18 protein-coding genes and 1 pseudogene are annotated in these 18,423 nt (G+C 68.6%); 9 read left to right on the top strand and 10 right to left on the bottom strand.

Features of this window, described 5'->3' with window-relative positions:
- Positions 1-21: 21 nt before the first annotated feature.
- The 3 genes from AAHB17_RS14275 to AAHB17_RS14265 all read right to left on the bottom strand — a co-directional run bounded on the left by AAHB17_RS14275 (position 22) and on the right by AAHB17_RS14265 (position 4,158).
- A complete protein-coding gene (locus tag AAHB17_RS14275) occupies positions 22-1,587 on the bottom strand; it encodes a methyl-accepting chemotaxis protein (protein WP_342131293.1) in 1,566 nt (521 codons plus the stop codon).
- 135 nt (positions 1,588-1,722) lie between these two features.
- Positions 1,723-2,217, bottom strand: a complete 495-nt coding sequence (locus AAHB17_RS14270) for a chemotaxis protein CheW (protein ID WP_342131347.1) — start codon at positions 2,215-2,217, stop codon at positions 1,723-1,725.
- Positions 2,218-2,340: 123 nt separating this feature from the next.
- Positions 2,341-4,158, bottom strand: coding sequence for a SulP family inorganic anion transporter (locus AAHB17_RS14265; RefSeq protein WP_342131292.1), 1,818 nt, complete (start codon positions 4,156-4,158; stop codon positions 2,341-2,343).
- Positions 4,159-4,244: 86 nt separating this feature from the next.
- Between AAHB17_RS14265 and AAHB17_RS14260 the strand changes: the two genes are divergently transcribed.
- Positions 4,245-4,940 carry a hypothetical protein gene (locus AAHB17_RS14260; RefSeq protein ID WP_342131291.1) on the top strand — a complete coding sequence of 232 codons (696 nt, stop codon included), beginning with the start codon at positions 4,245-4,247 and terminating at the stop codon, positions 4,938-4,940.
- Between the two features lie 73 nt (positions 4,941-5,013).
- On the opposite strand, the gene AAHB17_RS14255 is transcribed toward AAHB17_RS14260, so the two are convergent.
- The 3 genes from AAHB17_RS14255 to AAHB17_RS14245 form a co-directional block, all read right to left on the bottom strand.
- Positions 5,014-5,559: an adenine phosphoribosyltransferase gene (locus AAHB17_RS14255; RefSeq protein WP_342131290.1), complete on the bottom strand. Its 546-nt coding sequence runs from the start codon at positions 5,557-5,559 to the stop codon at positions 5,014-5,016.
- A 101-nt stretch (positions 5,560-5,660) separates the two neighbouring features.
- A complete protein-coding gene (locus AAHB17_RS14250; RefSeq protein ID WP_342131289.1) occupies positions 5,661-6,620 on the bottom strand; it encodes an MBL fold metallo-hydrolase in 960 nt (319 codons plus the stop codon).
- Between the two features lie 114 nt (positions 6,621-6,734).
- Complete coding sequence (locus AAHB17_RS14245) at positions 6,735-8,720, bottom strand: cation:proton antiporter domain-containing protein (protein WP_342131288.1); 1,986 nt, start codon at positions 8,718-8,720, stop codon at positions 6,735-6,737.
- 59 nt (positions 8,721-8,779) lie between these two features.
- Here AAHB17_RS14245 and AAHB17_RS14240 point away from each other — a divergent pair, with 59 nt between their 5' ends.
- The 4 genes from AAHB17_RS14240 to AAHB17_RS14225 are packed head-to-tail and all read left to right on the top strand — an operon-like array spanning position 8,780 to position 11,755.
- The gene (locus tag AAHB17_RS14240; protein WP_342131287.1) at positions 8,780-9,772 is read left to right on the top strand and encodes a KpsF/GutQ family sugar-phosphate isomerase; all 993 of its coding nucleotides are present in this window, start codon (positions 8,780-8,782) and stop codon (positions 9,770-9,772) included.
- Position 9,773: 1 nt separating this feature from the next.
- Positions 9,774-10,319 (top strand): KdsC family phosphatase, encoded by a 546-nt coding sequence (locus tag AAHB17_RS14235; RefSeq protein WP_342131286.1) that lies wholly within the window; start codon positions 9,774-9,776, stop codon positions 10,317-10,319.
- Positions 10,316-10,939, top strand: coding sequence for an LPS export ABC transporter periplasmic protein LptC (gene lptC / locus AAHB17_RS14230; protein ID WP_342131285.1), 624 nt, complete (start codon positions 10,316-10,318; stop codon positions 10,937-10,939). The genes AAHB17_RS14235 and lptC overlap by 4 nt, the downstream gene beginning before the upstream one ends.
- 3 nt (positions 10,940-10,942) lie before the next feature.
- Positions 10,943-11,755 carry an SDR family oxidoreductase gene (locus AAHB17_RS14225; RefSeq protein ID WP_342131284.1) on the top strand — a complete coding sequence of 271 codons (813 nt, stop codon included), beginning with the start codon at positions 10,943-10,945 and terminating at the stop codon, positions 11,753-11,755.
- A 115-nt stretch (positions 11,756-11,870) separates the two neighbouring features.
- Here AAHB17_RS14225 and AAHB17_RS14220 read toward each other — a convergent pair whose 3' ends face one another.
- Both AAHB17_RS14220 and AAHB17_RS14215 read right to left on the bottom strand, forming a co-directional pair.
- Complete coding sequence (locus tag AAHB17_RS14220) at positions 11,871-12,296, bottom strand: RNA recognition motif domain-containing protein (RefSeq protein WP_342131283.1); 426 nt, start codon at positions 12,294-12,296, stop codon at positions 11,871-11,873.
- A gap of 286 nt (positions 12,297-12,582) precedes the next feature.
- On the bottom strand, positions 12,583-13,404 hold the full coding sequence (locus AAHB17_RS14215) for a formate/nitrite transporter family protein (protein WP_342131282.1): 822 nt from the start codon (positions 13,402-13,404) through the stop codon (positions 12,583-12,585).
- A gap of 186 nt (positions 13,405-13,590) precedes the next feature.
- On the opposite strand from AAHB17_RS14215, the gene metX reads away from it, so the two are divergent.
- From metX to AAHB17_RS14195, 4 genes are all read left to right on the top strand, one after another.
- Complete coding sequence (metX, locus tag AAHB17_RS14210; RefSeq protein WP_342131281.1) at positions 13,591-14,781, top strand: homoserine O-succinyltransferase MetX; 1,191 nt, start codon at positions 13,591-13,593, stop codon at positions 14,779-14,781.
- Positions 14,778-15,359 (top strand): methionine biosynthesis protein MetW, encoded by a 582-nt coding sequence (metW, locus tag AAHB17_RS14205; RefSeq protein WP_342131280.1) that lies wholly within the window; start codon positions 14,778-14,780, stop codon positions 15,357-15,359. Before metX ends, metW begins: the two co-directional genes overlap by 4 nt.
- Before the next feature lie 25 nt (positions 15,360-15,384).
- Positions 15,385-15,735 (top strand): arsenate reductase (glutaredoxin), encoded by a 351-nt coding sequence (gene arsC, locus AAHB17_RS14200; RefSeq protein ID WP_342131279.1) that lies wholly within the window; start codon positions 15,385-15,387, stop codon positions 15,733-15,735.
- Positions 15,736-15,844: 109 nt separating this feature from the next.
- Entirely contained in the window at positions 15,845-16,696 is an 852-nt protein-coding gene (locus AAHB17_RS14195) for a 3-hydroxybutyryl-CoA dehydrogenase (RefSeq protein WP_342131278.1), read from the top strand.
- 16 nt (positions 16,697-16,712) lie between these two features.
- Here AAHB17_RS14195 and AAHB17_RS14190 read toward each other — a convergent pair whose 3' ends face one another.
- The gene (locus tag AAHB17_RS14190; RefSeq protein WP_342131277.1) at positions 16,713-17,960 is read right to left on the bottom strand and encodes an MgtC/SapB family protein; all 1,248 of its coding nucleotides are present in this window, start codon (positions 17,958-17,960) and stop codon (positions 16,713-16,715) included.
- Positions 17,961-17,964: 4 nt separating this feature from the next.
- Positions 17,965-18,093 (bottom strand): annotated as a pseudogene (locus tag AAHB17_RS14185) (cyclic pyranopterin monophosphate synthase MoaC); the annotation flags it as partial.
- Positions 18,094-18,423 lie beyond the last annotated feature (330 nt).

The raw sequence follows: 18,423 nt of genomic DNA, 5'->3' as shown, positions 1-18,423 counted from the left end.
GTGTGCCCCGTCGCGGCGGGCTCAGGCCCGCAGGCGGAACACCGCCACCACTTCGCTCAGGCGCTGGGCCTGCTCGCGCAGGCTGTCGGCCGCCGCCGCGCTCTGCTCCACCAGGGCCGCGTTCTGCTGCGTGCCTTGGTCGAGCTGGGCGATGGCGGCGTTGACCTGGGCGATGCCCTCGGACTGCTCGTTGGCCGATGCCGTGATGGCGCCGATGAAGCTGGAGATCTTCTGCGCGTTGGCCACGATGTCGCCGATGGTCTGGCCGGCGCGGTGCACCTGCGCGGTCCCGGTCTCGACCTTGTCCACGCTGTTGCCAATCAGCTCCTTGATCTCCTTGGCCGCCTGCGCGCTGCGCTGCGCCAGCGTGCGCACCTCGCCCGCCACCACCGCGAAGCCCCGCCCCTGCTCGCCAGCGCGGGCGGCTTCCACCGCCGCATTGAGCGCCAGGATGTTGGTCTGGAACGCGATGCCGTCGATGGTGCCGATGATGTCGTTGATCCTGCGGCTGCTGTCATGGATCTCCTGCATGGTGGAGACGACCTGGCCCACGGCCTGCCCGCCCTGCTCGGCCACGCCGGCATTGTTGGTGGCCATGTCGCTGGCCTGACGTGCCGCCTCGGCCGACTGCTGCACGCTGGAGGTGAGCTGCTCCATGCTGGAGGCGGTCTCCTCCAGGCTGCTGGCGGCCTGTTCGGTGCGCAGGCTCAGGTCCTGGTTGCCGCTGGCGATTTCGGCGCTGGCCGTGCCCAGGCTGTCGGTGGCGTGGCGCACCTCGCCCACGATGCGGGCGATCGAACCCTGCATGTCGGCCAGCGCCCCCAGCAGCGCGGCCAGTTCATCCTGCCCGGCGCGGTCGGCGTCCTGCGTCAGGTCGCCCGCCGACACGGCCTGGGCAAAACGCTGGGCCTGCTCCAGCGGCTTGCAGATGCTGTGCATGTTGGCCAGGGTGGTGGGCACCACGACCAGCGCCGCCACGGCCAGCGCCACCCCAAAGACCAGCAGGGTCTGCCGGCTGGCCGATTCGCTGTGGCTGCGCACGCCAGCGGCCTCGCCATCGAGCACCTTCTCGAGTTGCGCCATCAGCTTGTCCACCTGCTCGAAGGCGCCATGGGCGGCACGCAGCACCGTGTTGGCCACCGTGGCCGAGTCGTAGTCGCCATTGGCCAGCGAACGGGCCACCGGGTCCACCGCCTTGTAGTAGCGCTCCAGCAGGCCGGCCATCTCGCGCAGCAGCGCGTTGTCCTCGTCTTCCTCGCCGGCCAGCATGGCCTTGAGCTGGACGTCGAGCTTTTGCCGCGCCGTGTCCCAGGCCGCCTTGGCCAGCCGCACCTGTTCGGGCTTTTCGTAGTTGACGATCATGTCGCGCTCGTAGCGGCGCAACTGCCCCAGGGCCACGTGCATCTGTGTCAGCGCAACGGTCTCGGCGAACACGTGTTCGGCGAATTCCTCATTGAGCGCATTGAGCCGCTGCATGCCCCACAGGCCGGCACCACCCACCATGATCAGCAGGCACAGCACCACACCGATGGCACCGATCATGCGCAGTCGGATCGAGAACCGGCGCATCAAAGTCGTCAAACCCATTTTTCTTGTCTCCGTTGTGCACGCTCACGCCACCTCAGGCAGCGCTCCATGCGCCGGGTGGACTGTCCGAGCGGGCAGATGCCATCGGCCGGCTCGCCGCTGGCCCGCATCCGTCACCCGCGCCAAGCGCCCCGCTCAAGCCACCGTGGCGTCGATCAGGCCCATGTCGGCGCTGCTCATCAGCGACTCGATGTCCATGAGGATCAGCATGCGTTCGCCCACGCTGGCGATGCCGGTGATGAAGGTGGTGTCCACCGTAGTGCTCATCTCGGGCGCCTGGTTGATCTGGTCCTTGGCCAGTTCCAGCACGTCGGACACCGAATCGACGACGGCACCGACCACGCGGCCCTTGACGTTGAGCACGATGACGACGGTGAAACCGTTGTATTCGACCGACTCGCAACCCAGTTTGATGCGCAGGTCCACCACCGGCACGATCACGCCGCGCAGGTTGACCACCCCCTTGATGAAATTCGGCGAGTTCGCGATGCGCGTGGGCTCCTCGTACGAGCGGATCTCCTGCACACGCAGGATATCGATGCCGTACTCCTCGGCGCCCAGGCGAAAGGTCAGGTACTCCGAGGTCGCTTTCGAGCCGCCACCCTGTTCGGCCCCGGCGCGCCCGCGCATGCCGGCCGCGCCCATTCCCTGTATTTGTGTATTCATGCAAACTCCTCGTCTGAGACTGTGAACTGTTATGAAGTATCGGCACCCGCGTCCGGACTTTGAGCCTCGCGCAAGCCCGGAATTCTGTCAAGGCTGATCAACATTGTCGGCCAGCTTTGGCCTAGTTTCACATTCTTTGAAAATTCTGGCGCGGCATCTGCCACAAATGTCACTGTCCAGGCGCGGCACGATGGACGCAATCGCGGTGGCCTTGTCGGGGAACAGGTGATCGGCGCCCAGCCACCGGTCAAAGCCGGTGCGCTGCCAGATCTCGATGACCTCGGGGCGCGGGCGGTGGAAGTACAGGTCGCCGCCCATGGCCCGGCGCGCCCTGAGTTCGTCGGCCCAGAGTTCGGCGCCGGCCAGGTCGATGAAGTTCATGCTCTTGCCCATGACCAGCAGGTGGCGTTGCGCCCCGGGCGCCTCGCGCTGGGCGTGCAGGGTGTCGGCCACGTGTTGCACCGCGCCAAAGTAGACCTCACCCTCCATGCGCAGCAGCTTGAGCTGCGGGCATTCGGGCAAGGCGCCGGGTGTGTTGCCCAGCACTACGAAAGGCCGGTTCGCGGCCGGGCGGTCCGGCGGGCTGTCGAAGCCCATGCTGCGCATCGCCGGGCGCGAGGTGCGGTGCAGGAACACCGTCAACGACAACAAGGTGCCCAGCACGATGGCCATTTCCAGCCGCAGCGTGACGGTGGCCAGCAAGGTCGCGGCCGCGATCCAGAAGTCGCGCCGGCTCACCCGCCACAGCTCGCGCCAGCGCCGCAGATCGAACAGGCTCCAGGCCACCAGCAACAGCAGGGCGGCAATGGCGGCCATGGGGATCTGCGCCAGCCAGCCAGACACCGCACCGACCAGCACCAGCATGAACAGGGCCGCCAGCACCGCCGCCAGCGGCGTGCGGGCGCCGGCCTGCAGGTTGGGCACCGAGCGGTTGAGCGAGCCGCAGGACACGTAGCACGAGAAGAAGGCCCCGGCAACGTTGGCCAGGCCCTGGCCCATGAACTCGCGGTTGGCATCGATGCGCTGGCCGCTGCGCGCCGCCACCGCCTTGGCGATGGAGATGGTCTGCCCCAGGGCCACGATGGTCATGGCGAAGGCCATGCTCAGCAGCTCCGGCAGGCGCGCCCACTCCAGGCGCGGCAGGCTGGGCTGTGGCCAGGGCGAGGGCATGGCCCCCACCTGGCGCAGGGCCTCACCCTGCCAGCCGCCGCGCTGCAGCACCACGGCCAGGACGGTGCCGGCCACCAGCCCCAGCAACAGGTGTGGCGAACGTGGCCAGCGCCAGCGCAGCCCCCAGGCCACCACCAGGGTGAGCCCCGCGACCGCGGGCGCCTGCCACGTGACCAGTTGCCACTGGCCGGCCAGGTGGGCCAGCACGGCCGGCGCGCCGCGCACGCCATGGGCCTGCAGGCCCAGCACATCGACCAGGGCATAGACCGCGATCAGCAGCGCGGCGCCAGCGGTGAAGCCGAACAGCGCGGTGGGCGAAATGAAGTTGGCCAGCGCCCCCAGGCGCAGGGCGCCGATCAGCCACTGCATCAGCCCCACGAGCAGGGTGATGGCCAGGGCCAGCTGCACATAGGCGGCGCTGCCGGTGGCCGCCAGTGGCGCCAGCATGCTCAGCAGGGCCAGCGACAAGGCGTTGGTGGGGCCGGAGACCACATGCCAGCTGGAACCGAACAGGGCCGCGACCAGGGTGGGCACGATGGCCGAATAAATGCCCATTTCGATGGGCAGGCCGGCCAGCGCGGCGAAGGCGATGCCCTGGGGCAGGGCCAGCACCGTGCCCAGCAGCCCGGCCAGCGCATCGGCCCGCAGGCTGGGCCCGGACACCTGGAACACCCAGGGGCCGAACAGCCGGGCGCCGAGGCGGCGAAGGGGGGATGGGGCGAGGGAAACTGACATGTCGGCGCCAAGCATAACGGCAGCCCCCTGGGCGGGGCGGACAGCCGGGTCTGGCGCCGGGGCGCGGCTTTTGTGATACTCGGGCGATGGCCCACACCCCCGCCCTCGACCGCCTCTGGCGCTGGCTGCGTGGCAGCGAGACCCATGCTGCGTCGCCCTCGACCGCCAAGGCCCATGCCAGCCACGCCGGCTCCAGCGGCCTGCGCCAGCAGCGCAGCACCCGGCGCGAGCAGCTGTTCGCCCTGGTGCGCGAGAACATGATCCGCCTGGGCGTGCTCAGCAGCCACTACAAGTTCAAGGTGCTGACGCTGGACCCGGCAGGCGAGCAGTTCATCGTCATGGTGGACTGGCAGGCCAGTGCGCCCACGGCAGAACCCAGCTTCGAGAAGAGCTACGAAGCCGGCCTGCAGCACCTGATGGAAGAGCGTCGCTTGGGCTTCAAGGTGAAGGCGGTCTACTGGCGCGGCCACGTGACCACAGCGCCGGCCGCGGCGGTGCAGGCGGCAACCCCGGTCAATCCCGCGCCTGCGCGCACGCCCCCCGTGGCCCCGAAGGCCGCCGCCACGCCACCCCCTGCGACCGACCACGATGTGTCTGAAGACGAGATCCAGGCCTTTCAGGCCGCCCTGCGCGAGGCCGGCGGCGGCAGCCGCGCGACCCGCAAGCCCCCGCCGCTGTCGCCGCAGGACATGCCTGACTTCGAGCCGACCATCAACACCGACGACAAGCCGGGCACCGAGTTCGGCTCGCTCAGCGAAACACAGTACGGCAAGCTGAGCTGAAGGCCCGCACCGGACGGCCTCAGAACGTGTTGGCGATCTGCAAGAGGTCCCCTTGCAGATCGCCAACACGTTCTCAATGCCCGGAAAAATCGAGCAGGGTGAACAGCGCCAGGCCGCCGTCGCGCAGGCGCTGCGAGCCGCCCAGCTCGGGCAGGTCGACGATGGCGGCGCCTTCGATGACCTTGGCGCCCAGTTTCTCCAGCAGTTTCTTGCCGGCCATCATGGTGCCGCCGGTGGCGATCAGGTCGTCGATCAGCACCACCCGGTCACCGGTCTGGACGGCGTCGGTGTGCAGCTCCACCGTGGCGCTGCCGTACTCCAGCTCGTAGGTTTCCTCCACCGTGGTGAAGGGCAGCTTGCCCTTCTTGCGGATGGGCACAAAGCCGACCCCGAGCTCATAGGCCAGCACGGAGCCGATGATGAAGCCGCGCGCGTCCAGCCCGGCCACCACGTCGGGGCGCAGAGCGCGGTCCATGTAGCGGTGGACAAAGGTGTCGATCAGCACCCGGAACACCTTGGGGTCCTGCAGCAGCGGCGTGATGTCGCGGAACTGGACGCCCGGGGCCGGCCAGTCGGGCACGGTGCGGATGTGGGACTTGAGGTAGGCGGAGGTGTCCATGGCGCAAGGCAGCAAGGCAGGCAGGGTGGGCCGCCATTATCGGCCCGGACGCCCACCCGCCGCCCCACCGACCCGGCGGTCGGCGGGTGCGGGTGCGGGGTTCAGGCCAGCGGCTGGAACGCGTAGCCGCTGCCGGCGGCCTGCATGGTGCCAATGGCCGGGAAGGGGAAGTGGAATCCGCCCACGGTTGTGTTGTCCTTGATCAACATGTCGAACACGCGGCGGCGCGTCTGGCGGGCCATCTCCGGGTCCATGTCGAACGACACCGCCCAGTCGGGGCTGCGCGCAAACAGCGACGGGATGTTGGTGACATCGGCCACATAGACGAAGCGCTGGCCTTCTGAACTGAGGGTGAACAGGTTCATGCCGGGCGTGTGGCCAAAGGCGGCTTCGGCGCGGATGCCAGGCGCCAGTTCGGCCCCGGGCTCAAAGCGCAGCAGCTGTTCGGCGGGGATGGCGCCGATGACGCGGCGTGCGTTCTCGAACGCCCCCTTCAAGGCCGGCGGCGCGGCGTTCATCTTGGCGTCATCGAACCAGAAGGCATGCTCGGGCGCCGGCACATGCACCTTGGCCTTGGGATAGGTCAGCGAACCGTTCTTCTTGCGCAGGCCATTGATGTGGTCGCCGTGGTAGTGGCTGATGATGACGTGGTCGATGTCCTCGGGCTTGAGTCCCAGGGCCGCCAGATGCCCGGCCACCTTGCCGGTGGTCGGCGGGCCGTTGTCGGCAAAGCCGGTGTCGATCAGGAACCGGGTGTTGCCACTGAGCACCAGGTACGGCGTGTAGGGAATGTCCACGTAATCGGTGGGCAGGTTCTGCGAGGCCAGCAGCGACTTGACCTGCTCCAGCGGCGCGTTGCGCACGAACTCCTCGCCCAACGGACGGCGGGTGGCGCCGTCGTTGAGCGCGATGACCTCCATCGCCCCGAGCTTCATGCGCTTGAAACCCGGTGCCGGCAGGCTGGGCACACCGAAGTTGGGCGAGGCTTGCGACCAGACGGAAGAAAACGTCAGGGCGGAGGCACCGGCGATGCCGGCTCCGAGGAAATGGCGTCTGTCCATGGCGGGGAAATCTCCTGGAAATGGGGGTTTGGAGTTCAGCACAGGCGCGCAGGTTAACCGCAAGCATGCAAACAAAAAACCAACCAGTTCAATTTCCAACCTGACAGTCGGGTTTTATCCTCCCAGCAACTGCGCTTCGGCCAGCGCCAGCGCGGTGGGCGTGCCCGACAGCACCAGGGTGTCGCCGCCCTCCAGCATCAGCGTGTCATCCAGCGCCGCCGGTTTGCCATTGGCGCGGCGCAGGCTGATCAGCTGCACACCGATGGCGCGCAATCTCAGGTCACCCACCGCGGTGCCCTTCAAGCGGCTGGCCGGTGGCAGTGACAGGGTGGTCAGGCGCTCCTGGTCGGCATCGTCGATGCCCCCGTCGCCAGCGCCGTGGAAGTAGCCACGCAACAGGCCATAGCGGGCGTCGCGCTGGTCCCGCACCAGCCGGATCACCCGTCGCATGGGCACGCCCACCAGCGCCAGCGCGTGGCTGGCCAGCATCAGGCTGGCCTCGATGGCCTCAGGCACCACCTCGGTGGCGCCGGCCTCGCGCAGCTTGTCCAGCTCGCGGTCGTCCACCGTGCGCACCACCACCGGCACGCGCGGCGCGTGTTCGCGGGCGTTGGCCAGCACCTTCAGGGCGCTGGGAATGTCCAGGTAGGTCACCACAACAGCACTGGCGCGGTGCAAGCCGGCGGCCATCAGGGCCTGCAGGCGCGAGGCGTCGCCGAAGACCACGCTCTGGCCGGCGGCGGCGGCCTGGCGCACGCGGTCGGGGTCCAGGTCCAGCGCCATGTAGGGGATGCCTTCGCCTTCGAGCATGCGGGCCAGGTTCTGCCCGCAGCGGCCATAGCCGCAGATGATGACGTGTTTGTCGGCACTGATGGAGCGCCGCGCGATGCTGGTCATCTGCACCGACTGCATCAGCCAGTCGCTGCCCACCAGCCGGGTGACGATGGTGTTGGCGTGGATGATGATGAAGGGCGTGGCCAGCATGGACAGGACCATGGACGCCAGGATGGGGTTGAACAACTGCGGCGGCACCAGTTGGTGCTGCCCGGCCAGCGCCAGCAGCACGAGGCCGAATTCGCCCGCCTGGGCCAGGTACAGGCCCACCCGCAACGCCACCCCCGCCGTGGCGCCAAACAGGCGCGCCAGCCCGGTGATCATGACCAGCTTGAAGCCGATGGACAGGGTCAGCAGCAGCAGCACCATCGGCCAGCGCTCGACCAGGATGCGCCAGTCCAGCATCATGCCGATGGTGATGAAGAACAGGCCCAGCAACACGTCGTGGAAGGGCCGGATGTCGGTTTCCACCTGGTGTTTGTATTCGGTCTCCGAGATCAGCATGCCGGCCACGAAGGCGCCCAGGGCCAGCGACAGCCCGGCGTGCTCGGTCATCCAGGCCAGGCCCAGGGTGATGAGCAGCAGGTTGAGCATGAACAGCTCGTCGCTCTTGCGGCGCGCCACCAAGGTCAGCCACCAGCGCATGACCTTCTGCCCGCCGGTGAGCAGCACGCCCAGCAGCACCGTGGCCTTGAGCACGGCCACGCCCAGCGAGGCCAGCAGTTGCTCGGGCTCGGCGCCCAGGGCCGGAATCAGCACCAGCAGCGGCACCACGGCCAGATCCTGGAACAGCAGGATGCCCACCACCCGCTTGCCGTGCTCGCTCTCCAGCTCCAGGCGCTCGGCCACCAGCTTGATGACGATGGCGGTGCTGCTCATGGCCATCACCCCGCCCAGCGCCAGCGCGGTGCGCCACTCCATCTGCCACCAGCGCGGCAGCAGCCAGGCCAGGGCCAACGAGCCGGCCGAGGTCAGCATCAGCGTCAGCGCCACCTGCGACAGGCCCAGACCAAACACGTGGCGCTTCATGGTGCGCAGCTTGGGCAGGCTGAACTCCAGCCCGATGACAAACATCAGGAACACCACGCCGAACTCGGCGAGGTAACGCACGCCGCTCGAGTTCTGCGCCAGCGCCAGTGTGTTGGGTCCGATCACCACACCCACCGCGAGGTAACCCAGAATGGGCGGCAGCTTGAACTGGCGGCACAACACCACGCCCACCACGGCGGCGAGCAGGTAGAGCAGCGTCAGGTCCAGAGCGGTCATGCCGGGCATGTTAACGGCAGAGCCTGTGGGGACCGGACCCTTGGCCGATAATGCCGGCCATGACTGAGACCGTCGCCCACATCGACCGCGCCCGCGCACTGGCCATGGCCCGCGAGACCCTGGACATCGAAGGCCAGGCTGTCTTGTCCCTGGCCGCCCGGCTGGGGGAGGACTTCACCCGGACCGTGCAGGCCGTGATCGCCTGCCATGGCCGCGTGGTGGTGATGGGCATGGGCAAAAGTGGCCACGTGGGCCGCAAGATCGCCGCCACCCTGGCCTCCACCGGCACACCCGCCATGTTTGTCCATCCCGCCGAGGCCAGCCACGGCGACCTGGGCATGGTCACCGACGGCGACGTCGTTCTGGCCATCAGCAACAGCGGCGAAAGCGAGGAGCTCACCGTGCTGCTGCCCTTGATCAAACGCATGGGTGTGCCACTGATCGCCATGACCGGCAAACCAGGCTCCAGCCTGGGCCGCCATGCCGACCAGGTGCTGGACAGCGGCGTCGACAAGGAAGCCTGCCCCCACAACCTGGCCCCCACCGCCAGCACCACGGCCCAGCTGGCCCTGGGCGATGCCCTGGCCATGGCCTTGCTGGACGCACGCGGCTTCCGTCCCAACGATTTCGCCCGCTCCCACCCCGGCGGCGCCCTGGGCCGCAAGCTGCTGACCCATGTGCGCGACGTCATGCGCACCGGCGACGGCGTGCCCCAGGTGCCGCTGGACGCCACGCTGATGGACCTGATGCGCGAAATGACCGCCAAGGGCCTGGGCGCCAGCGCGGTGGTGGACGCCGACCAGTTGCCGGTGGGTGTGTTCACCGACGGCGACCTGCGCCGCCTGATCGAACAGGGCGGCGACCTGCGCACCGCGATGGCGTGCGACGTGATGCACCGACAACCCCGCACCGTGCGCGAGGACGCGTTGGCCGCGAGCGCCGCCGAGCTGATGGAACATCACCGCATCAACAGCGTGCTGGTGGTGGATGCCGCCGGCAAGCTTTGCGGCGCACTGAACAGCCACGACCTCATGCGTGCCAAGGTGATCTGACTTGAAACCCGTGCTCAGCTTCCCACCCGAGCTGCTGCTGCGCGCGCAGCCGGTGAAGGTGGTGTTCTTCGACGTCGATGGTGTCCTCACCGACGGCGGCCTGTACTTCACCGAGCTCGGCGAGACGACCAAACGGTTTCACACGCTCGACGGCCACGGGATCAAGCTGCTGCAGCGCGCCGGCATCACACCGGCGGTGGTCACCGGGCGCGACTCGCCCGCGCTGCGGCTGCGGCTGAAAGCGCTGGGCGTGACACACGCGCGTTTTGGCACCGAGGACAAACGCCCGGCGGCCGAGGCCATCCTGGCCGAACTCGGGTTGGACTGGGCCCAGGCCGCCGCCATGGGCGACGACTGGCCCGATCTGGCCCTGCTCACCCGCAGCGCCCTGGCCTGTGTGCCGCCGGGCGCCCAGGCCGAGGTGCTGGCCGTGGCCCACCATGTCACCCGCGCCGCCGGTGGGCAGGGCGCCGTGCGCGAATGCTGCGACCTGCTGCTGGTGGCCAGCGGCCACTACGCCGCCTTGCTGGACGAGGCCTGCCGATGAGCGGCCAGCCACTCCCCTGGCGGCGCGGCCTGCGCCGAGGCTGGGACCGCTTCACCATCTACCTGCCGGTGGTGCTCATGGGGGTGCTGGCCATGGGCTCGTACTGGCTGCTGCGCGTCACACCCGAGCCGGGCGTGGCGGCCGTTGAACGGCCGCCCCAGCACGAACCCGACTACTTCATGCGCGACTTCGCGGTGCGCACCTTCCACGTCGACGGCAGCTTGCGCTCGGAAGTGCGCGGCATCGAGGCGCGCCACTACCCCGACACCAACAGCACCGAGATCGACCAGGCGCGCATCCGCAGCGTGCAGCCCGGCGGCGTGCTGACCACCTCGCAGGCCCAACGCGTCACCACCAACGCCGATCAGACCGAATTCGTGCTGCGCGGCCAGGCGGTGGTGGTGCGCGAAGCCAGCCACAGCGGCCCGCCGCGCCCGCGGCTGGAGTTCCAGGGCGAACACCTCAAGGTGCTGGTCAATGACCGGCGGGTGGTGTCCGAACAGGCGGTGCTGCTGCTGCGCGGGCGTGACCGCATCCGCGCCAACACGCTGGACTACCGCGACGACACGGGCGTGGCCCTGTTGACCGGCCGCGTGCAGGCCAACCTGGGCGCGCGCTGAGCCATGGCCCACCCGCCCGCCCCCCTGCTGTTCGTCACCGGTGCGTCCAGCGGCATCGGCCAGGCGCTGGCGGCTCGCCACGCGCAGGCCGGCCACCGGCTGGCCCTGGTGGCCCGCCGGGTGGACGAGATGCAAGCCTGGGCCAGCAGCCAGGGCCTGGGGCCCGAGCGCTGCCGGGTCTATGGCGCCGACGTGGCCGACATCGACAGCACCGTCGCCGCCGGCCAGCGCTGCCTGGCCGAGATGGGCCTGCCCGACGTGGTGCTGGCCAGCGCCGGCCAGAGCATTGGCATGGACACCGCCGAACGCGAAGACCTGGACGTGATGGCCCACACCTTTGCGCTCAACAACGTGGGCACGGCCGCCGCCTTCCACCCCTTCTTGGCGGGCATGCGCGCGCGCGGCAGCGGCACCCTGGTGGGCGTGGCCAGCGTGGCCGCCATCCGTGGCCTGCCCGGGCACGGCGCCTACTGCGCCAGCAAGGCGGGCGTGGTGGCCTACTGCGAAAGCCTGCGCGGCGAGCTGCGTGGCAGCGGCGTCAAGGTGGTCACCATCGTGCCCGGCTACGTGGCCACGCCGCTGACCCAGCACAACAGCTACGCCATGCCCTTCCTGATGACACCCGAGGCCTTCGCCGACCAGGCCTTCAAGGCCATCGCCGAGCAGACCAGCTACCGCGTCATTCCCTGGCAGATGGGGGTGGCGGCCAAGCTGCTGCGCCTGCTGCCCAACCCGCTGTTCGACCGCCTGCTGAGCGGGCGCGGGCGCAAGAAGCGGCTGCGCGAACAAGCCGCCGCCACACCGCCGGCACCCTGAGCCGGTGCCGCGCGAAACCCCCGCGCCCCAAAAACAAAAACCCCGCAGGGCCAGACGCCATGCAGGGTTTTGGGGTTCCGGGGTGAAACGCGGAGCGCCTCACCCGGGGGAACGATCAGTAGCCGCCGCGGCCACCGCCGTAGCCACCACCGCCGCCGCCTTCGCGACGGCCACCGCCGCCGTAGGGGCTGCGGAAGCCGCCATCGCTGCCGCCACCGCCGTAACCACCACCACCGCCGCCTTCGCGACGGCCGCCACCGAAGCCACCACCGCCGGTGCGGGGGGGACGTGCTTCCATCGGACGGGCTTCGTTCACCACCAGGCTGCGACCGCCCAGCGATTGACCGTTCATGCCGCTGATGGCGCTTTGCGCTTCAGCGTCAGAGCCCATTTCCACAAAACCAAAGCCCTTGGAGCGGCCGGTGTCGCGCTCCATCATGACCTTGGCGCTGTTGACATTGCCAAAAGCGCCAAAAGCCTGTTGCAGGTCTTCGTCGCGCACGGTGTATGGCAGGTTGCCAACGTACAGTTTGTTGCCCATCAAGGGACTCCTCAAGAAACACTAAAGAGAAAAAAGCGATGGAGTCCCGAAAGCACAACCCACGAGGAAACGCTGTAGCACGCGAAACGGTCCGATCACTGATCACGCAGCCCACAGGCCGCGCTTAACAATTATGCGCCCCGGCCGGGAAAATGGGCATTTTTTTTGGGAAACCGCGGCTGCGTGCGATCACCGCCCGGTATTTGCCCCGCAAGCGGGCCGTTTGTGCGTTGTGAAACCGCAACGCTGAACACCGTTTCCCGGTGACAAGACCGGCCCAGGCGGTTCATGGCGTGGTGCCACGGCGGTAGATCACGTGGTAGGTCATCGCCACCAGCAGGCTGCCGCCCACCAGGTTGCCGGCGATCACCGGCCCCAGATTGCCCAGCATGCCCGACCAGGTGACGGGCGAGGCGCCCGCCGGCACATCCCCGCCGGCCTGCAGCAGCAGCGCCAGCGGGAACCAGTACATGTTGGCGATGCTGTGCTCGAAGCCGGCCGCCACAAAAGCGGCCACCGGCGGCACGATGGCCGCCGCCTTGTCCGTCACGCTGCGCCCGGCCATGGCCATCCACACCGCCATACAGACCAGCACATTGCACAACACGCCGCGAAAAAAGGCGGGCCAGGGCGCCAGTTCCTGCTTCGCATGGGCGATGGCCATCACCTGGCGGCCGATGGCGCCGCCGTTCATCTGCCCATGCCCGCTCAGGTAGACCAGCAGCGCCAGCCCGGCGGCTCCCACGAAGTTGGCCACACACACCAGCAGCCAGTTGCGCAGCACCTCGCGCGTGCTGAGCTGACCGGCCGCCCAGGCCATGGCCAGCAGGTTGTTGCCGGTGAACAGCTCGGCCCCGGCCACCACGACCAGCTGCAGGCCCAGGGCAAACACCACGCCCCCGAGCACCTGCGACGCCGCAAAGCCCAGGCTGGCGTCCGACTTGACCAGGGTGAAAAACAGGGCGCCCAGGCCAATGAAGGCGCCGGCCAGCACCCCCAGCAGGAGGGTCTGCGTCACGGGCAGGCGGGCCTTGGTGACGCCCACGTTCAACACGCGGCGCGCCACCTCGGCAGGGGCGTAGGCATCGAGTCCGTAGATGTCGGCCATGGGCAAGGGCTCCGGTGGTGGGGCTGGGCGATCGGTCCAGCGTGCCGATATACTACGGGTCACTGCGCCGATTTCTTCCAAATTGCGGGCGCGTTAAAAATGCCGCTAAAGAGGGGACCCCGGTCTCGCGCTTTGCGGCACCGGGTTTTTTGTTTTGGGCCGCGTGACGGCCCGGGATGCCGCCGCTTGAGCCTGATCGCCACACCCCAAACCCAGCAGTTCACGCAGCCGCTGCCCTTGCGCAGCGGCGCCACACTGCCCGCCTACGAACTGGTCTACGAGACCTACGGGCAACTCAACGCAGACCGTTCCAACGCCGTGCTGGTGTGCCACGCGCTCAACGCCTCGCACCATGTCGCCGGTCTGCACCTGGACGAACACGGCCAGCCCAAGCCGCGCAGCGAGGGCTGGTGGGACAACATGATCGGCCCCGGCAAACCGGTGGACACCGACCGCTTCTTCGTCATCGGCGTCAACAACCTGGGCTCGTGTTTCGGCAGCACCGGACCCACCCACGTCAACCCCGCCACCGGCCAGGCCTGGGGCGCCGACTTCCCGGTGGTGACGGTAGAGGACTGGGTCAACGCCCAGGCCCGCCTGCTGGACACGCTGGGCATCACGCAGCTGGCGGCCGTCATGGGTGGCAGCCTGGGCGGCATGCAGACCCTGAGCTGGACGCTGCAGTACCCCGAGCGGGTGCGGCACGCGGTGGTGATCGCCAGCGCACCCAACCTCACGGCCGAGAACATCGCCTTCAACGAGGTGGCGCGCCGCGCCATCGTGACCGACCCCGACTTCCACGGCGGTCACTACCTGCGCGCGGGCACCCTGCCCCGGCGCGGCCTGCGCATCGCCCGCATGATCGGCCACATCACTTACCTCAGCGACGATGTGATGAACGAGAAGTTCGGGCGGCAGCTGCGTTCGCTGGTCGCCAGCGCGGTGGACGACGACGAGGCCGCGCCCGGCGAGCGCACCGATTACCGCTACACCACCCAGGACGTCGAGTTCCAGATCGAAAGCTACCTGCGCCACCAGGGCGACAAGTTCAGCACCTACTTCGATGCCAACACCTACCTGCTGATCACCCGGGCGCTGGACTACTTCGACCCGGCGCGCGAACACGGCGGCCGGCTCAGCGCGGCGCTGGCCCGCGCCAAGGCCAGCTTCCTGCTGGTGAGCTTCACCACCGACTGGCGCTTCTCGCCCGCGCGCAGCCGCGAGATCGTGCAGGCGCTGCTGGACAACCAGCGCGACGTCTCCTACGCCGAGATCGACGCCCCGCACGGGCACGACGCCTTTTTGCTGGACGACCCGCGCTACCTGAACCTGGTGCGCGCCTACTTCGAACGCATCGCCGGGGAGGTGAAGGCATGAGCGCGCTGAGCGTGATGGAGTCCATCGCCCGCCTTGTGCCCCAGGGCGCGCGCGTGCTCGACCTCGGCTGTGGCGACGGCGCCCTGCTGGCCCACCTGCAGGCCACGCGTGGCTGCACCGGCTACGGCGTGGAAATCGACGACAACAAGCTGCTGGCCTGCGTGCAGCGCGGCGTCAACGTGCTGCAGTTCAACCTCGACGAAGGCCTGAGCGCCTTTGGCGACCAGAGCTTCGACGTGGTGCTGCAGATCGACACCCTGCAACACCTGCGCAACGCCGAGACCATGCTGCGCGAAACCGCGCGCGTCGGCCGCATCGGTATCGTCGCCTTCCCCAACTTCGCCCACTGGCCCAACCGCCTGAGCGTGCTGACGGGCCGCATGCCGGTGACCAAACGCCTGCCCTACCAGTGGTACGACACGCCCAACATCCGCGTCGGCACACACACCGACTTCGAAGTGCTGGCCCAGCGCAACGGCCTGCGGGTCGAAGACAGCTTCGGCCTGCACGAAGGCCGCGAAATCCGCTGGCTGCCCAACCTGCGGGCCAGCACGGCGGTGTTCAAGCTGACCCGCTGAACCAACGTCGAGCCGGACTCCGAACATGACCGACATCACGATCTACCACAACCCCGTGTGCAGCAACTCGCGCGGCGCGCTGGCCCTGCTGCGCGAACGTGGGCACGAGCCCCGGGTGATCGCGTACCTGCACACGCCGCCCAGCCGGGCCGAGCTGGCCGCCCTCATCGCCGCCGCCGGCCTGACGCCACCCGAGGCCGTGCGCAGCAAGGAAACCCTGTTCAGCGAACTGGGCCTGGACGCACCCGGCACCTCGGACGCCGCCTTGCTCGACGCCATGGCCGCCCATCCGGTGCTGATCAACCGGCCTTTTGTGGTCACGCCAAGGGGCACGCGGCTGTGCCGACCGCCCGAGCGGGTGCTGGACATCCTCTGAGTGTTCCCGCCACCGCTGCCCACCCCAAGCGGGCGGCGGCCCGGCCGTGCCCGGCTGAAACGCCAAGATAATTGACAATCAAACCCATCCCTCATCCTCAGGAGTTTCCATGTCTCTGATTCAAACCGTCGGCATCATCGGCGCGGGCACCATGGGCAATGGCATTGCGCAGGCCTGCGCGGTGTCGGGCCTGTCGGTCGTCATGGTCGACATCAACGAAGCCGCCGTGCAAAAAGGCATTGCCACCGTCGCGGGCAGCCTGGACCGCCTGATCAAGAAGGACAAGCTGAGCGCCGCCGACAAGGACGCCGCGATGGCCCGCATCCAAGGCAGCACCGACTACGACGACCTGCTCGGCGTGCAACTGGTGATCGAGGCAGCGACCGAGAACGAAGACCTCAAGACCAAGATCCTGCGCCAGCTGGACGCCGCCCTGCCGGCCAGCACCATCATCGCCACCAACACCAGCTCGATTTCCATCACCAAGCTGGCCGCCGTCACGCAGCGCGCCGACCGCTTCATCGGCATGCACTTCTTCAACCCGGTGCCCATGATGGCGCTGGTGGAAATCATCCGCGGCCTGCAGACCAGCGACGCCACCCACGACGCCGTCAAGGCGCTGGCCGAGGCCCTGGGCAAGACGCCGATCACGGTCAAGAACGCGCCCGGTTTTGTGGTCAACCGCATCCTGGTGCCGATGATCAACGAGGCCTTCTTCGTGCTCGCCGAAGGCCTGGCCACGCCCGAGGACATCGACGCCGGCATGAAGCTGGGCTGCAACCAGCCCATCGGCCCGCTGGCCCTGGCCGACATGATCGGCCTGGACGTCTGCCTGGCCGTGATGAACGTCTACATGGCCGAATACAACGACAGCAAGTACCGGCCTGCACCGCTGCTCAAGGAAATGGTGGCCGCCGGCTGGCTGGGCCGCAAGACCGGGCGCGGCGTCTACACCTACTGATGCCCCGCCCGGGGGGTCAGCGGCCCAGCACCAGCCAGGCCGCCACCGCCCCGGTGTGTGCCACCAGGCCGGGCGCCAGGGCCAGCGCATAGCGCCAGCCACCGGTGACGCCGGCATTGACACATTTGCTGATGGCATGCACCACCAGCGCGGCGGCAATGGTGGCCTCGGCCCGTTGTGCATCGCCGGGCAGGGCCGTGGCCATCACCGCCGCCACCGCGCTGTGCAACTCGGCCCACGAGGCCAGCAACGTGGCGGCCAGCAAGCCCTGGGGCCCCAGCCAAAGGCCCATGGCGTACACCGCGACCTGGATGCCGGCCAGCAGGGCCGCGATCCATGCAGCGGCGCGCAGACTGAACATGCGGCCGTCGGCGGGTGGCAGCGGTTCGGACGGCGCCGGCGCAGCCCCACGCAACATCCAGCCGCCCCACGCCAGGGCCAGCGCAGCGCCCCCCAGGCACGGCCACAGCAGCACCGGCCACCAGGCCGGCTGCACCGCGGCCGCCACCAGCAACAGCTGCAACAGCGTGGCCACGCACGACAACAAGGCCGCGCCGGCCATCGCCCCCGCGCTGCCCCGGCCTTCGCGCACCGCCACGCCCAGGGTGGCCACCGTCGCCGTGCTCGACACGAAGCCCGAGGCCAGGGACGACAGGGCCAGCGCATGGCGCGCCGCCAGCAGGCGTCGGCACAGGTGGGCCAGCGACTGCAGCACCAGCAGCAAGGCCAGCAGTTGTCCGATCACATGGGGGTTGAGCACCGGCCCCCAATACGGGCGGTCGGGCAGCAGGGGCAGGCCAATCAGCACCACCGCCAGCAGGACGACACCGTCGCGGACCTCGTCCGGCGTCAACCACACGGTGGCGAAACGGTGCAGGGCCTCGCGTGCGGCCAGCAGGGCCGTCAGCACCACGGCCAGGCCCGCCGCCAGCGGCAGGCTGAGCGCGCACAACACGCCGATCAGGTAGGTGAGGAACAGCGCCACCTCGGTGGTGACGCCGGGGTCGCCAGAGCGGTCCCGCAGGTAACCCGCCACCGTGAGCCCCACCACCAGCAAGGCGCCCACGGCCACCAGCGCGGGCAGGCCGGTGAGCATGGCGACCACGCCGCTGACACTGGTGAGCGCGAAGGTGCGCAGCCCCGCCAACGCGCGCCGGGGGCCGCGCCGCTTGCGGCGTTCGCGCTCCAGCCCCACCAGCAGACCACACCCCAGCGCCGTGGCCAGGGCGGCCAGCGTGGCGGGTTGCAGCAGGGGATCGGCCAAGGCGTCAGGCTGCGCGCACGTAGCTGCCCGACTTGCCCCCGTGTTTTTCCAGCAGCTTCACGCCGCCGATCTCCATGCCACGGTCGGCCGCCTTGCACATGTCGTAGATGGTCAGCAGGGCCACCTGTCGTCCTTGATAAATCAAGGACTTAGCTTCGCCACGGCGGTGAGTGCACATCGAAAAACTCTGCTTTGAACCAACGCAGTTGGACAAAACTTGGACAAAACTTGCCCAAGCCACTTGGAGCATACGGGAAGTTGACGTGCGAGGTGCCGGGGAAGGACACACAGGGGGAATTTAGCCTCGCGATTGCCACAGGGCTTTAGCCAACCGTCGTCACTTTATAAGACTTCATGGGAAGACGGGCTGGCTGGAGACCAAAGCCTTGTACCCAGTGAGTCATATTCCCGCCAAGCTTCGAAGGCGCCGAATCACTATTTCGCACCTTGCTTGGCTTGCGGC

The organism is Hydrogenophaga sp. OTU3427 (genome assembly GCF_038440225.1).
Taxonomy (GTDB): domain Bacteria; phylum Pseudomonadota; class Gammaproteobacteria; order Burkholderiales; family Burkholderiaceae_C; genus Hydrogenophaga.
This window is presented reverse-complemented; position numbering and strand designations above follow the sequence as displayed.